Here is a 13,425-nt window from a genome sequence, read left to right as displayed (position 1 = left end):
CTCCATGGTTCGGGCGGGCGGACGGCGACATCGTAGAACCCAGCAGGAACCCAGCAGGTCCCCGAGGCCGGCAGTCCTCATCCGGAAGGAACCTCCCATGAACTCGCTGCTCTCCGCACAGACCAGCCCGACGACGGCCGACCTTCCCGAGGCCCCCGCCGACACCGAACTCGCCCTCCTCCTCACCGCCTGGGACCAGGCCCACGCCACCCTCCCCGACCCCGAGTGGCGCCACCTGCTCGACGAGATCGTCCACCCGCGCACGACGGAGGCGTTTCAGCGCTTGGCGGAGGCGGCGGCTTGAGGCCGTAGGGGACGGCGGGTGCCGGGCCGCGATGAGTTTGGGCGGTGGAGCGGGTCTGCCCTGGTATGACTCGGATCATCGCTGACATCTCGGTGTCTCTCGACGGCTTCGTCACCGGGCCCGCCCCCGGCCCGGACAACGGTCTGGGAACCGGCGGTGAGGCTCTGCACACCTGGGCGTTCTCCGACGATCCCGAGGACCGCCGGGTTCTGGGGGAGGCGACCGCGCGCTCGGGTGCCGTCGTCCTCGGGCGCAGGCTCTTCGACGTGGTCGACGGGCCGGGCGGCTGGGACGACACGATCGGCTATGGCGCCGGCGAGGTCGGCAAGCCCGCGTTCGTCGTCGTGACGAGTTCGCCGCCCGAGGAGGTGCGGCTCACCGGCCTCGACTGGACGTTCGTCACCACGGGTCTGCCCGACGCTGTCGCCGTCGCGCGTGAGCGCGCCGATGCGGCGGCGTCGGACAGCGGCAAGGATCTCGACGTGGTCCTCATGGGCGGCGGCGCCACCGTCCGCTCGGCGCTCGCCGCAGGGCTGGTCGACGTACTGACGCTGCACCTCGCGCCCGTGGTGCTGGGCGCCGGGACGCCCCTGTTCGCCGGCGGACCGCCGCGGATGCTGGCGCAGCGGAGCGTGACGTCGACGTCGACCGCGACGCACTTGACCTACGACGTCCTGGAGGTGATCCGCTGACCACCGTCGACGTCGATGAGATCCCCGGGGCACGGCTGCTCGTACTCGAAAAAGGCCCCCGACTCGCGCCATATGCGCAGGTCGGGGGCATGATCACAAACCCTACTTCTTCTTGCCCTGGTTCTTGACCGCCTCGATAGCCGCCGCAGCCGCATCCGGGTCGAGGTACGTGCCGCCAGGCTTCACCGGCTTGAAGTCGGCGTCCAGTTCGTACGACAGCGGGATGCCCGTCGGGATGTTCAGGCCCGCGATGTCCGCGTCGGAGATGCCGTCGAGGTGCTTGACGAGGGCGCGCAGGGAGTTGCCGTGGGCCGCCACCAGGACCGTGCGGCCGGTGAGGAGGTCGGGGACGATGCCGTCGAACCAGTACGGGAGCATGCGGACGACGACGTCCTTGAGGCACTCCGTCTGCGGGCGCAGCTCCGGCGGGAGGGTCGCGTAGCGCGGGTCGTCGAACTGCGAGTACTCGGCGTCGCGGTCCAGCGGCGGCGGGGGCGTGTCGTACGAGCGGCGCCACAGCATGAACTGCTCCTCGCCGAACTCGGCGAGAGTCTGCGCCTTGTCCTTGCCCTGGAGCGCGCCGTAGTGACGCTCGTTCAGGCGCCAGCTGCGGTGGACCGGGATCCAGAGGCGGTCGGCAGACTCCAGCGCGAGCTGCGCGGTGCGGATCGCGCGCTTCTGGAGGGAGGTGTGCACGACGTCGGGCAGCAGGCCGGCGTCCTTGAGCAGCTCACCGCCGCGGACTGCCTCCTTCTCGCCCTTCTCGTTGAGGTTGACGTCCACCCAGCCGGTGAACAGGTTCTTCGCGTTCCATTCGCTCTCGCCGTGGCGGAGGAGGATCAGCTTGTACGGTGCGTCGGCCATGCGTCCGAGCGTAATCCAAGGCTTTGATCGCTTGTACGGCCGCCCGCAGAGCGGACGGTTGACGGGATCTGTTAATTCAGTGGCCCCGCGCGACAGCGTCCTCGTAAGTTGTGCTCACCGCCTGAGCCGCTTACAGCCGATACAGCCGCATACAGCCGGCTGACTTCCGTGGGGGACCCGATGTCGCTCGCCTCTCTGAGACGCGCCGCCCGAGAAACCGTCTCCGGACTCCCCCGCGAGTTCTGGTGGCTGTGGACCAGCACCCTCGTCAACCGGCTCGGCGGCTTCGTCGCCACCTTCATGGCGCTGTACCTCACCCTCGACCGCGGCTACTCCGCCACGTACGCCGGTCTGGTCGCCGCCCTCCACGGACTCGGCGGAGTCGTCTCCTCCGTCGGCGCCGGCGTGCTGACGGACCGGCTCGGGCGGCGGCCGACGCTGCTCGTGGCGCAGGCGTCCACGGCCGTCTCGGTCGCGCTGCTGGGGTTCATGCACCACCCCCTCGCCATCGCGGCCGTCGCCTTCCTGGTCGGCATGGCCAGCAACGCCTCCCGGCCCGCCGTACAGGCGATGATGGCCGACATCGTCCGCCCCGAGGACCGCGTCCGGGCCTTCTCCCTCAACTACTGGGCCATCAACCTCGGGTTCGCCGTCTCCTCCATGGCGGCGGGCTTCATCGCCGAGTTCAGCTACCTCGCCGGCTTCCTCATCGAGGCGGGCATGACCATGATCTGCGCCATCGTGGTCTTCCTGAAGCTGCCGGAGTCCCGCCCCGAACGCACCGCGGCCGAGAAGGCGGCGGACGACACCGGCCTCGGCACGGTCCTGCGCGACGGCCGCTTCATGGGCGTCGTCGGCCTGTCCTTCCTGATCGCCCTGATCTTCCAGCAGGGCATGGTGGGCCTGCCGGTGGCGATGGGCGAGGCCGGCTTCACCCCGGCCGACTACGGCCTGGCCATCGCCGTCAACGGCGTCCTGATCGTCGTCCTCCAGATCCCGGTCACCCGCTATATCGAACACCGGGACCCGGGACGCCTGCTCGTGATCTCCGCCCTCCTCGCCGGCTACGGCTTCGGCCTCACCGCCTTCGCCGGCTCGGTCGGCGTCTTCGCCCTCACCGTCTGCGTCTGGACCCTCGCCGAGATCGTCAACGCCCCGACCCAGACCAGCCTCGTCGTCCGCCTGTCCCCGGTGCACGGCCGCGGGCGCTACCAGGGCATGTACACCATGTCCTGGGCGGTGGCCTCCCTCGTCGCCCCGCTGATGTCCGGTGTCGTCATCGACCGGTGGGGCGCGGAGTGGCTGTGGGGGCTGTGCGCGGTCATCGGGACGGTGGCGGGGCTCGGGTACGGCGTCCTGATGCGGCGGCTTCCCTCGCAGGACCCGGCGCCGGAGGCGTCCGCCGCGAAGACAGAGGTCAAAGCCGCCTGACTCGCGGAAGAAGTCGTTACGGATGCATCCGCGCCCCCTTCACCGCCTTGTCCACCGCGTTCCGCGGCCCGTACACCGCCAGCCCCACCAGGTCCAGCTCCCCGGTCGGCACGGCGCGCACCGCCGCCCGGTTGTCGCGGTCGTTGCCGGTGGCGAAGAGGTCGGAGGTGAAGAGCGCGCGCGGGAGGGAACGGGAGAGCACGCGCACGTGGGCTGCCGTCAGGGTCTCCTTGGTGGCCTCGAAGACGAGGACGGGCTGGCGGAACATCGGCAGGTACCGGACGCCGTCCGCGTCCTCGTAGGGTTCGCCGATCACCTCGGGGAGCTGCGTGCCCAGGCCGCTGACCAGGAACGCGGTGACGTTCAGGCGCTGCCAGGGCTCCAGGTCGTCGCGCAGGAGGACGGCGATCTTCGTGTCGAAGCGAATCGGCTCAGTGCTCATGCTTCGAGACTGCCGATCGTCGTACGCCGTCGTCTTGTACGTTCTTTGCATGGCCACCCGGCGTGACATCTCCGCCTGGCGCCCGCACATCCCGGGCGTCGTCGAGGTCTTCCACGCGCACTTCACCGAGTACGCCTATCCGATGCACGTCCACGAGGCCTGGACGCTGCTCATCGTGGACGACGGCGCCGTACGGTACGACCTCGACCGGCACGAGCACGGCACCCCGCACGACACGGTGTCCCTGCTGCCGCCGCACGTCCCGCACAACGGCTCCCCCGTCACCCCGCACGGCTTCCGCAAGCGCGTCCTGTACCTTGACGCGACCCATCTCCCCGACGACCTCATCGGGCCCGCCGTCGACTCGCCCGACCTGCGCGACCCCGTGCTCAGGCAGCGTGTGGGCCAACTGCACTCCGCGCTCGCCCATCCCGGCGACGAGCTGGAGGCCGAGAGCAGGCTGACGCTCGTAGGAGACCGGCTGCGGACCCATCTGCGGGCGCGCTCGGCCGTCGGGGAACGCCGAGACCCCGCCCTCGCCGGCGGCCTGCGCCAACTCCTCGACGCCCGCGTCACCGAGGGCCTCACCCTCGACGAGGCCGCCCGGCTGCTGCACGCCCACCCCGCCCACCTGGTACGGGCGTTCAGCACCGCCTACGGCATCGCACCGCACCAGTACCTCAACTCCCGCCGTGTCGACCGCGCCCGCGCCCTGCTGCTGCGTGGCGCGAGCCCGGCCGAGACGGCCACCGCGACCGGGTTCTACGACCAGGCCCATCTGACGCGGCACTTCAAGAAGCTGGTCGGGGTGACCCCGGGCCGCTATCGCCTCAGCTACCGCATCAGCGCGCGCTGAGCGTCGTACAGATTGCGCGGCCGTACGGCGTCCGTGGTGCCGTACAACTCCAGCCGGGAGTGCAGGTCGCCGGTGAAGTCGGGGACGTCGATCTGGTCGAACTCCCGCACCTCGTTGATGCCGACCGTGGCGGACCAGGGAGCCAGGCCGTCGATCTTCATCAGGCCCGCGCGGCCGTTGGTCACCCGGATGTTCCAGTGCGTGAAGCGGGCGCCGAACAGCGGGCCCGCGGTCGCGTCGCCGCCGTGCCGGCCGGTGTTGTCGACGGTGATGTCGGTGCGGACGTTCGCGAAGGGCAGACCGCGGTGGCTGTCGAAGGTGCCCATCCCCATGTCGCCTCGCGACCAGACGTTGTACGACGACAGGCCCTCGACGTTGATGCCGTGCAACTGGGTTCCTGCCGGGGCGGGGGCGGTGCGCCGGTCGATCGTGAAGTCCTCGACGAGGTTGTCGTGCGAGCCCTCGCGGCAGAAGTACGGGTGATGGGCGCCCCGGCCCGACACGCGCGTGCGGCGGAGCGTGCAGGCGGAGGCGGCCACCAGGCCGAAGCCGTTGTCGACGTGACGGACCGTCACATCGTCCACCCAGCAGTCGTAGGCGCATTGGAGTACGACGCCGTTGTGCCCCTTGTCCAGCAGGTGCGGCTGCTGCGGGGTGTGCGCCGCCTCCAGGGTGAGGCCCTCGACACCTGCGCCCGTCAACTCCTTGACGTGCGTGGTCAGTCGGGGGTCCCACTCCGGGCGTACATCGAGAGGGAGCGGGCGTTCGAGGGTGGCCTTGTGGCCGCGGACGTGGGCGATGCGGACGGGCCATTCGTAGGGGACGTACGAGGTCAGCTTCGTCTTGTCGTCCCAGGGGTACGCCTCGGGGCCGGGGCCGCCGCCGCACATGTGCTTCAGGAGCGTGTGATCGGGGTCGTCGGCGAGGCGGAGGAGGACGAGGGTGCCGGGGCGGAGCTTCGACGGGTCCGCGACGGTGATCGTCCAGGAGCCCTGGCGGGCGGGGGCCACGGTCGTCAGCGTCCGCCACTCGTCGCGTTTGTTGCCGGTCCAGCCTTCGAAAGGCCAGGTCTTGGCGCGGATGGCGGCTGTGAGGGACTCCCAACGGGCCGTGGGGGCAAGCCAGATGAGCCCGCCCGCCCATGACCACGACGACTTGTCGCCGCCGTAGCGCGATCCGTACACGCCGATGAGTTCGGTGAGGTTCTTTGTCGCGTAGAGCGTCGTACGGCCGCTGCCGGCGCCGCGGAGGACCACGTTCGAGTGGCCGATGCGGATGACGTCGTCGATGCGGAAGGTGCCGGGCGGGATGGACACCGTGCCACCGCCGGCCCGGCCGGCAGCGGCGATGGCACGGTTGATCGCGGGAGCGGAGTCGGTCGTGCCGTCCGCCACGGCGCCGTACTTCCGGACGTCGGCGACGACCGGGCGGCGCGGGAAGCGGGTCGCTCCGCGGTGGCAGCCCGCGCGGCCGATGTACGGGATCTGCGGGTGCGTGAAGGGGGTTCGGGTGAACTCCCTCCAGAGGGCGGGGACTTCGGCGGCCTGTGCCGTGCCGCCGGTGCCGCCGGTGGCGGCGGTGGCTGCCACCGCCGTGGCGGCGGCGAGCAGGGTGCGTCGTGTGACTCCCGTTCCGTGCTGATGGCTCATGTCCGAGCGTCCTTCCATGCGGATTTTCATGGATGTGAACGACGTTCAGATCTGCGTCGGCGGTGAGCATGACACGAGACCCCTGCACCGGGAAGAGGTCGCGCAGGGGTTAGTTAGTCCGGACCTTCAGATCAGTCAGTGGGTCGCTGAATCAGATGCATGAACGCATCCAGATTGCGGGTCGACTCGCCGCGCGACACCCGCCACTCGTACTCCTTGCGGATCGCGGACGCGAAACCGAGCTCCAAGAGGGTGTTGAAAGAGCCGTCCGCCGCCTCCAGGACCTGGCCGAGCAGCCGGTCGATCTCGTCCGGGGTGACGGCGGAGAGGGGGAGCTTGGCGGTGACGTAGATGTCGCCGAGCGGGTCGACGGCGTAACTGACGCCGTACAGCTTGAGGTTGCGCTCCAGGAGCCAGCGGTGGACTCCGCCCTCGTTCTCGTCGGGGTGACGGATGACGAAGGCGTTGAGGGAGAGGGAGTGGCGGCCGACGAGAAGGGAGACGGTCGTGGAGAGCTTGCGGGTGCCGGGGAGTTTCACGACGTAGTTGCCGGGCTCGGGGCTCTCCCACTCGAGTTCGGCGTCTTTCAGGAAACCCTCGATGACCTGCGCTGCCTTCGGTACCTCAGCCATGGTGGGAGCGTACGCGACGGCGGTACGACTGGGTCGCCGCCGTGTAGACGTCCGCCGTGGCGGCGGCCGCGGTGTCCCAGCCGAAGAACTGCGCGTGCCGGGCGGCTGCCGCGCCCATGCGTCCCGACAGCGCGGGGTCGTCGGCGAAATCGCCCAGCACGCGCGCGTAGTCGACGGGATTGTGTCCCTGGACGAGGAATCCGGTACGTCCGTCCTGTACCGCCACCGGAAGCCCACCGACCGCCGCCGCGAGCACCGGCGTGCCCGCCGCCTGCGCCTCGATGGCGACCAGGCCGAAGGACTCGCTGTAGGACGGCATGACCAGCACGGAGGCGGCCCGGAACCAGTCCGCGAGCTGGTCCTGGGCGACGGGCGGGCAAAACCGTACGACATCCGCGATCCCGAGCCGCGCGGCCAGCTTCTGCAGGCCCTCCGGCTTGGCGAGCCCGCTGCCGCTGGGGCCGCCGACGACGGGGACGAGGATGCGGGAGCGCAGCTCGGGGCGCTCGTCCAGGAGGACGGCCACCGCGCGCAGCAGCACGTCGGGGGCCTTCAGGGGCTGGATGCGGCCCGCGAAGAGCGGGATCAGGGCGTCCTGCGGGAGGCCGAGGCGGGCGCGGGCGGCGGCGCGGCCACCGTCCGGGCTGAAGCGTTCGAGGTTGACGCCGGGGTGGACCACGGCGACCTTGTCGCGCTCGGCGGCATAGTGCCGTACCAGCTCCTCGGCCTCTTCCGCCGTGTTGGCGATGAGGCGGTCGGCGGCGGTGACGATCTGGGTCTCGCCGATGACGCGGGCGGCGGGCTCGGGGGTGTCGCCGTCGGCCAGGTTGGCGTTCTTGACCTTGGCCATGGTGTGCATGGCGTGCACCAGGGGGACGCCCCAGCGCTGGGCGGCGAGCCAGCCGACGTGGCCGGAGAGCCAGTAGTGCGAGTGGACGAGGTCGTAGTAGCCGGGGCGGTGACCGGCCCAGGCCTGCATGACGCCGTGGGTGAAGGCGCACAGCTGGGCCGGGAGGTCTTCCTTGGCGAGGCCTTCGTAGGGGCCCGCGTCGACGTGGCGGACGAGGACGCCGGGGGCGAGTTCGACGGTCGGGGGGAGGGCGGCGGTGGTGGCGCGCGTGAAGATCTCCACCTCGATATTGATGGCGGCGAGGCGCTGCGCCAGTTCCACGATGTAGACGTTCATGCCGCCGGCGTCGCCGGTGCCCGGCTGGTGGAGCGGTGAGGTGTGCACGGAGAGCATCGCGACACGGCGGGGACGGCGGTGCAGCCGCAGCCGCGGGTGCGCGGCCGGGGAGCGCCGTCCGAGCCTGCTGACGTAGTGGCTCACGTGGCGTTCCTCCTTGTTCCGGGCATGCCTTCGGGAGGACGTGCGGGCCCTCCAGAGGAGGAACACCGGACGATGGCATTCCATTTCTGGTTCGGAGTTTTTTGCTGAATCATTACCGGTGGTCGCTCAACCGTTCGAGGTCGAAGTGCGTTCACATACCCTCGTAGCCATGACCTCCCGCGCGACGGCCCTCCCCCACTCTCGACTTCGCTCGAGCGGGGGGACCCCCATTGTGGGAACAGTGACGCGCGGGACCACCAACCCGAACCGGCTCCGCCGCATGGACCGCTGGATCGCGGCCACACACGGCGCCGCACTGCGCCGCAGCGCCGACGCCGTCGCGGTCGACCTCGGCTACGGCGCGGCCCCCTGGACGGCCGTCGAACTGCTCGGCCGCCTCCGTACGGTCGCCCCACGCGCGCGGGTCGTCGGCGTCGAGATCGAACCGGCGCGGGTCGCGGCGGCACGGCCGTACGAGCGCGAGGGGCTGGTGTTCCGGCACGGCGGGTTCGAAATTCCCATCCCTCAGCGGCCGTTGCTCGTCCGCGCCGCCAACGTGCTGCGCCAGTACGACGAGGACGAGGTCGCCGGGGTCTGGGAGCGGCTGTGCGCCCGGCTCGCGCCCCGGGCGGACGGCTCCGGCGGCGGACTGCTCGTCGAAGGCACCTGCGACGAGATCGGGCGGCGGCATGTGTGGGTGGCGCTCGGTCCGGAGGGGCCGCGCACGGTGACGTTCGCGGCCCGACTCGGGTCCCTGGAGCGGCCGTCGGACCTCGCCGAGCGCCTCCCGAAAGCGCTCATCCACCGCAATGTCCCCGGCGAACCGGTCCATGCCTTCCTGCGCGACTTCGACCGCGCCTGGGCGGCTGCCGCGCCCTACGCCTCCTACGGCGCCCGCCAGCGCTGGATGCGCGCGGTCCGGGATCTGCGCGCCGACTGGCCGGTGGCGGACGGGCCGGTGCGCTGGCGGCAGGGTGAAGTGACCGTGCGCTGGGCGGCGTTGGCGCCCAGGTTCTGACGGTTCCGGGGCGCAGGACCTGGCGGCTTGGGGCACAGGACCGGACAGGTTTCCCTCTCGTTTCCCCGGGCGGCGGGAAGACCGGGAACGATCTCCGGGAGTGGCTCGTCACAAAGGTGGGGAGATCGTCGTAGCAGCGGTTGAACGGGGGAGAGAGTCCTTGCCTCTGTCGTTTTGTGCCCTCTCGTGGCACGATCCCCCGGGTGTCCGTAAGTTACTGACGGTAAATCAGTTTGGGGGCAGTGGTATGGGTACGGGCAAGCGGGGCCTGATCTCGGCGGCCGTGACCGTGGTCTGTGCGGTCACCGTGCTGGCGGCGGCACCCGGCATGGCGTTCGCCGCACCGACTCCCACGCCGACTCCCCCGGCGTCCGCTTCCGCTTCCTCGACTCCCGTGACGAACGCGGAGCTTGAGGTCGTCCGCGAGAAGATCGACAGGCTCTACCGCGAGGCCGCCGCCGCCACGGACGCGTACAACGCCGCCGAGGAGAAGGCCAAGCAGCAGTCCGCGGAGATCGTCGGCCTGGCCAACAAGATCGTCCAGGGGCAGGCGAGACTGGACGACCTCAAGAAGCGCGCCGGCGCGGCGGCCCGCGCCCAGTACCGCAGCGGCGGGCTGCCGGACGAGGCGCATCTGATGCTCAGTGACAACCCTCAGCAGTTCCTCGACGGCGCGGGCCGTGTACTGCAGGGCGAGCGCGCCACCAAGGCCCTGATCCAGGAAATGACCCGCACCCAGCAGGACTTGGAGCAGTACGCCAAGGACGCCTCCGCCCAGTGGAAGAAGCTGGAGGCCAACCGCAAGGCCAAGGCGACCGCCCAGAAGAAGATCAAGAAGCAGATCGCGGCGGCCGAGAAGCTCGAGTCCGAGCTGGAGAAGGACGAGAAGAAGCGCCTCGCCGAGCTGGAGCGCCAGGCCGCGTACGAGGCGCAGACCGCCTGGCTCGACACCGGCGTCCTCGACGACGTGCAGGGCAAGGCCACCGCGGCGGGCAAGAAGGCGGTCGCGTACGCGACGGCCCAGGTCGGAAAGGCGTACGAGTGGGGCGCCGAGGGTCCCGAGACGTACGACTGCTCGGGCCTGACCTCACAGGCCTGGCTCGCGGCCGGCGATGTGATTCCGCGCACCTCGCAGGAGCAGTGGAAGCAGCTGAAGTCGGTCGACGTCAAGGACATGCGCCCCGGCGACCTCATCATCTACTTCGACGACGCCAGCCATGTCGCGATGTACATCGGCGACGGCGCGATCGTCCACGCCCCGCGCCCGGGGCGGACGGTGACGATCGCGGGCGCCGGGTCGATGCCGATACTCGGGGTGGTGCGGCCGGGGGCGTGAGGTTTCGTCGGGCAAGTCCCTCGCCGGTCACGTACGGAGGGATATATAAAGCTCCGTCCGTTTCGTGACTCATACCACGTGATCTGGCCCACCCGGCACGGGCGTTCAAACATCCGCGGACGTGACCTTCGTCATCCCCGTCTCGTGGTCGCCCTGTCCAACTGCGGTACGGAAAGCGGCATATGACAGCGGCCGAGTGCCGAGCGGCGTGCGTCACACCATTCCTTTACGGCGTCGACAACCGCTATGGTCCCGGTCGGTGGGAGGACTTCCTCGTCCCCCGGCCATGCCCTCGGGGGGAGGGAAGGAACCCAACACAATGCCCGTACCCGTACCGCGGCAGAGAGCGATCCCGGCCGTGGAAAGTGGTCAGGCGCCGGCCGCGTCCACAGAGCGCGGTCCCTCCAAGCAAGAGGCCCCGCGCACGGCAGAGCCGGTCGACAACCCGAGCGGCAGTGCCGCGAACCTGACCCTGCTGGTGATCGAGGACGATCCCGGCGGCTCGCCGATCGTGCCCGAACTGCTCGATTCCTCCGGCAAGCCGATCCGCATCCGCACGGCCCGCAATCTCACCGAGGCCGGGCGGCTGCTGACCGACGACGTCCACTGCATCCTGCTCGACCTCGCGCTGCCCGCGCCCGGCCGAACCGATGACGAGGACGAGCTGGCCGTACTCAAGCACGTCCTGGAGCTCGCGCCCCGGCACGCCGTGCTCGCGCTGACCGCGTCCGGCGACACCGAGCGCGCCACCGAGGCGGTCCGTGTGGGCGCGCAGGACTATCTCTTCCGGGATGAACTGGACGGCCGGCTGCTGAGCAGGGCGATCCGGTACGCCGTGGAGCGGAAACGTTCCGACACGGCCGAGCGGCGGCTCGCCGAGGGCCGGATGCGGGCGCAGGAGAACCGGCGCCTGGAACGCGGCCTGCTGCCGACGCCGCTGCTGGAGGGCTCCTCGCTGCGGTTCGCCGCGCGATACCGCCCGGGGCGCTCGCGGGCACTGCTCGGCGGTGACTTCTACGACGTCGTCCGCACGCCGGACGGCACGGTACACGCCATGATCGGCGACGTCTGCGGGCATGGCCCGGATGAGGCGGCGCTCGGCGTTGAGCTGCGGATCGCCTGGCGGGCGCTGACCCTGGCGGGGCTGTGCGGGGATGAGCTGCTCGGCACGTTGCAGCAGGTGCTGGAGCATGAGCGCGCCGACGAGGAGATCTTCGCGACGCTGTGCACGGTGGATATCGCGCCGGACGGGCGGCGGGCGGGGCTGTGCCTCGCGGGGCATCCGGCGCCGCTGGTTGCCCGGCCGGGGCGGCCCGCGCGGTTGCTGCCGCATGACAACAACGGGCCGGCGATCGGTCTGCTGCCCGGTGCGCGGTGGCCGCGGACGCAGGTGGAGCTGGGGCGGGAGTGGAGCCTGATGCTCTATACCGACGGGCTGATCGAGGGGCATGTCGGTGAGGGGCGGGAGCGGCTCGGGCAGGACGGGATGGTGTCGCTTGTCCGTCGGCAGCTGTCCGAGGGGTTGGGTGGGGAGGCGTTGTTGCGGGCGGTCGTCAATGAGGTGCGGGCGCTCAATGGGGGCGAGTTGACTGACGACGTGGCGGTGTTGCTGTTGGATCGGGCGGGCTGAGCGGGGGCTCGCCGTAGCGGGTTCTGTCGTGCGCCGTCTGCCGGTCCGTTGTGGCTGGTCGCGCAGTTCCCCGCGCCCCTTTGGGGCGCTTTACTTACCGTCCGCCGTTGTATGGGCCGTAAGGGCCGTCGCTGCTCGAACCCCTCCTCGGGCGGCCGCCGCCGGGGAGGCTGCGGATGGCCGGGCGGACGTCGACCATGTACACGATCGTGGCGATGAGGCCGATGATCGGCAGGAACGACAGGATGTTGAAGATCAGGTTCACCACGAAGGCGATCCCGAGGATGATCAGCCAGAACGGCTTGGTCTGCTTGTCGGCCGCGCGGTAGGCGTCCTCGCGGCGCGTGACGGCGTCGAAGAGAGCGAAGCCGCTGAAAAGGATCAGGGCGACGCTCAGCAGCCACATGAACCCTGCGAACCCCTGCATCAGCACAACGTCCACCACCCGTATCGGTTAGTCCCTACGCGGTCACCGTACCCGCAACCGGAAACCCGCTACCCGCAGAACGGGCCGAGCACTCCAGGAGTGCCCGACCCGTTACGACCCGTCCGTCTTCTCCGCCTGCCTTACTTGGCCGGCGGCGTCGTCTTCTTGGCCGTGGTCTTGCGGGCGGCCGGAGCCTTCTTCGCGACGGGCTTCTTCGCCGGGGCGGGCTCGGCCTTGGCCTCGGCGGGCTTCTCGGCGGCCTTGGGCTGGCCGGCTTCCTTGAGCTCGACCGGCTCGGCCTTGGGCTCGACCGCGACGGCGAGCTCCTCGATCTCCTCGGCGGCCTCGCCGCGCCAGGTCTTCACGGCCTGCTCGCCGTGCTCGGCGACCTTCTCGTAGGTCTCGCGGGCCTTGACGGCGTACTCGGCGGCGACGCCGACCGAGCGCAGCGCGATGTCCTGGGCAGTCTCGCCGAGCTTCTTCAGGTCGGCGTCGAGGGTGCTGCCGAGCTTCTTGATGTCGGCGTCCAGCGAGCCGATGAACTCGTTGACCTTGGTCTGGACGTTCTCCTGCGTCCCCTTGACCTTGGCACCGACCTCCTTGGCGCGGGCGGTGGCCTGCTCCTGGACGGACTTCGGGTCGGTGTTGCGTACGGCGTCGATACGGGCCGGCGCCTCGGAGCGCAGCTGCTCCACCAGGGAGGGCACCTTCTTGGCCTGCTGGAGGGCCAGGTCGGCGGTGCCGGCGGCGAAGTAGAGCGGGGTCGGGTCGCTGAGGGTCTTACGGAGGTCGTCGGTGATGGCCATGGTGATGG

Annotated in this window: 14 protein-coding genes; 7 read left to right on the top strand and 7 right to left on the bottom strand. The window is 70.4% G+C overall.

Annotated elements, in window-relative coordinates; genetic code table 11:
- The first annotated feature begins 97 nt into the window (after window positions 1-97).
- Both KCH48_RS28650 and KCH48_RS28645 read left to right on the top strand, forming a co-directional pair.
- The gene (locus KCH48_RS28650) at window positions 98-304 is read left to right on the top strand and encodes a hypothetical protein (RefSeq protein WP_210577792.1); all 207 of its coding nucleotides are present in this window, start codon (window positions 98-100) and stop codon (window positions 302-304) included.
- Between the two features lie 65 nt (window positions 305-369).
- The gene (locus KCH48_RS28645; RefSeq protein WP_210577791.1) at window positions 370-996 is read left to right on the top strand and encodes a dihydrofolate reductase family protein; all 627 of its coding nucleotides are present in this window, start codon (window positions 370-372) and stop codon (window positions 994-996) included.
- 102 nt (window positions 997-1,098) lie between these two features.
- Here the strand turns inward: KCH48_RS28645 and KCH48_RS28640 are convergent, their stop codons facing one another.
- Window positions 1,099-1,860 (bottom strand): phosphoglyceromutase, encoded by a 762-nt coding sequence (locus KCH48_RS28640; RefSeq protein ID WP_210577790.1) that lies wholly within the window; start codon window positions 1,858-1,860, stop codon window positions 1,099-1,101.
- A gap of 180 nt (window positions 1,861-2,040) precedes the next feature.
- Between KCH48_RS28640 and KCH48_RS28635 the strand changes: the two genes are divergently transcribed.
- The gene (locus KCH48_RS28635) at window positions 2,041-3,291 is read left to right on the top strand and encodes an MFS transporter (RefSeq protein ID WP_210577789.1); all 1,251 of its coding nucleotides are present in this window, start codon (window positions 2,041-2,043) and stop codon (window positions 3,289-3,291) included.
- 16 nt (window positions 3,292-3,307) lie between these two features.
- Here KCH48_RS28635 and KCH48_RS28630 read toward each other — a convergent pair whose 3' ends face one another.
- The gene (locus tag KCH48_RS28630) at window positions 3,308-3,733 is read right to left on the bottom strand and encodes a DUF2000 domain-containing protein (protein ID WP_246886022.1); all 426 of its coding nucleotides are present in this window, start codon (window positions 3,731-3,733) and stop codon (window positions 3,308-3,310) included.
- A 49-nt stretch (window positions 3,734-3,782) separates the two neighbouring features.
- On the opposite strand from KCH48_RS28630, the gene KCH48_RS28625 reads away from it, so the two are divergent.
- Window positions 3,783-4,589, top strand: coding sequence for an AraC family transcriptional regulator (locus tag KCH48_RS28625; protein ID WP_210577787.1), 807 nt, complete (start codon window positions 3,783-3,785; stop codon window positions 4,587-4,589).
- Here the strand turns inward: KCH48_RS28625 and KCH48_RS28620 are convergent.
- The 3 genes from KCH48_RS28620 to mshA form a co-directional block, all read right to left on the bottom strand.
- Entirely contained in the window at window positions 4,568-6,238 is a 1,671-nt protein-coding gene (locus KCH48_RS28620) for a glycosyl hydrolase family 28-related protein (protein ID WP_246886021.1), read from the bottom strand. The two genes, KCH48_RS28625 and KCH48_RS28620, sit on opposite strands and share 22 nt — an antisense overlap.
- 131 nt (window positions 6,239-6,369) lie before the next feature.
- On the bottom strand, window positions 6,370-6,870 hold the full coding sequence (locus tag KCH48_RS28615; protein WP_210577785.1) for a YbjN domain-containing protein: 501 nt from the start codon (window positions 6,868-6,870) through the stop codon (window positions 6,370-6,372).
- On the bottom strand, window positions 6,863-8,200 hold the full coding sequence (gene mshA, locus KCH48_RS28610) for a D-inositol-3-phosphate glycosyltransferase (protein WP_210577784.1): 1,338 nt from the start codon (window positions 8,198-8,200) through the stop codon (window positions 6,863-6,865). The genes KCH48_RS28615 and mshA overlap by 8 nt, the downstream gene beginning before the upstream one ends.
- Window positions 8,201-8,369: 169 nt before the next feature.
- On the opposite strand from mshA, the gene KCH48_RS28605 reads away from it, so the two are divergent.
- The 3 genes from KCH48_RS28605 to KCH48_RS28595 all read left to right on the top strand — a co-directional run bounded on the left by KCH48_RS28605 (window position 8,370) and on the right by KCH48_RS28595 (window position 12,184).
- Window positions 8,370-9,218: a class I SAM-dependent methyltransferase gene (locus tag KCH48_RS28605; protein WP_374104723.1), complete on the top strand. Its 849-nt coding sequence runs from the start codon at window positions 8,370-8,372 to the stop codon at window positions 9,216-9,218.
- Window positions 9,219-9,465: 247 nt separating this feature from the next.
- Complete coding sequence (locus tag KCH48_RS28600; RefSeq protein ID WP_210577782.1) at window positions 9,466-10,554, top strand: C40 family peptidase; 1,089 nt, start codon at window positions 9,466-9,468, stop codon at window positions 10,552-10,554.
- Between the two features lie 319 nt (window positions 10,555-10,873).
- Window positions 10,874-12,184 (top strand): PP2C family protein-serine/threonine phosphatase, encoded by a 1,311-nt coding sequence (locus KCH48_RS28595; RefSeq protein WP_210577781.1) that lies wholly within the window; start codon window positions 10,874-10,876, stop codon window positions 12,182-12,184.
- 94 nt (window positions 12,185-12,278) lie between these two features.
- On the opposite strand, the gene KCH48_RS28590 is transcribed toward KCH48_RS28595, so the two are convergent.
- Together KCH48_RS28590 and KCH48_RS28585 are read right to left on the bottom strand one after the other, a co-directional pair.
- On the bottom strand, window positions 12,279-12,611 hold the full coding sequence (locus tag KCH48_RS28590; protein WP_210577780.1) for a DUF2516 family protein: 333 nt from the start codon (window positions 12,609-12,611) through the stop codon (window positions 12,279-12,281).
- 140 nt (window positions 12,612-12,751) lie between these two features.
- Window positions 12,752-13,417 (bottom strand): hypothetical protein, encoded by a 666-nt coding sequence (locus KCH48_RS28585; RefSeq protein WP_210577779.1) that lies wholly within the window; start codon window positions 13,415-13,417, stop codon window positions 12,752-12,754.
- Window positions 13,418-13,425 lie beyond the last annotated feature (8 nt).

This window comes from Streptomyces sp. GESEQ-4, assembly GCF_017948455.1.
Taxonomy (GTDB): domain Bacteria; phylum Actinomycetota; class Actinomycetes; order Streptomycetales; family Streptomycetaceae; genus Streptomyces.
Note: the sequence above shows the minus strand (reverse complement) of the source record. Positions and strands in the feature narration are given on the sequence as shown.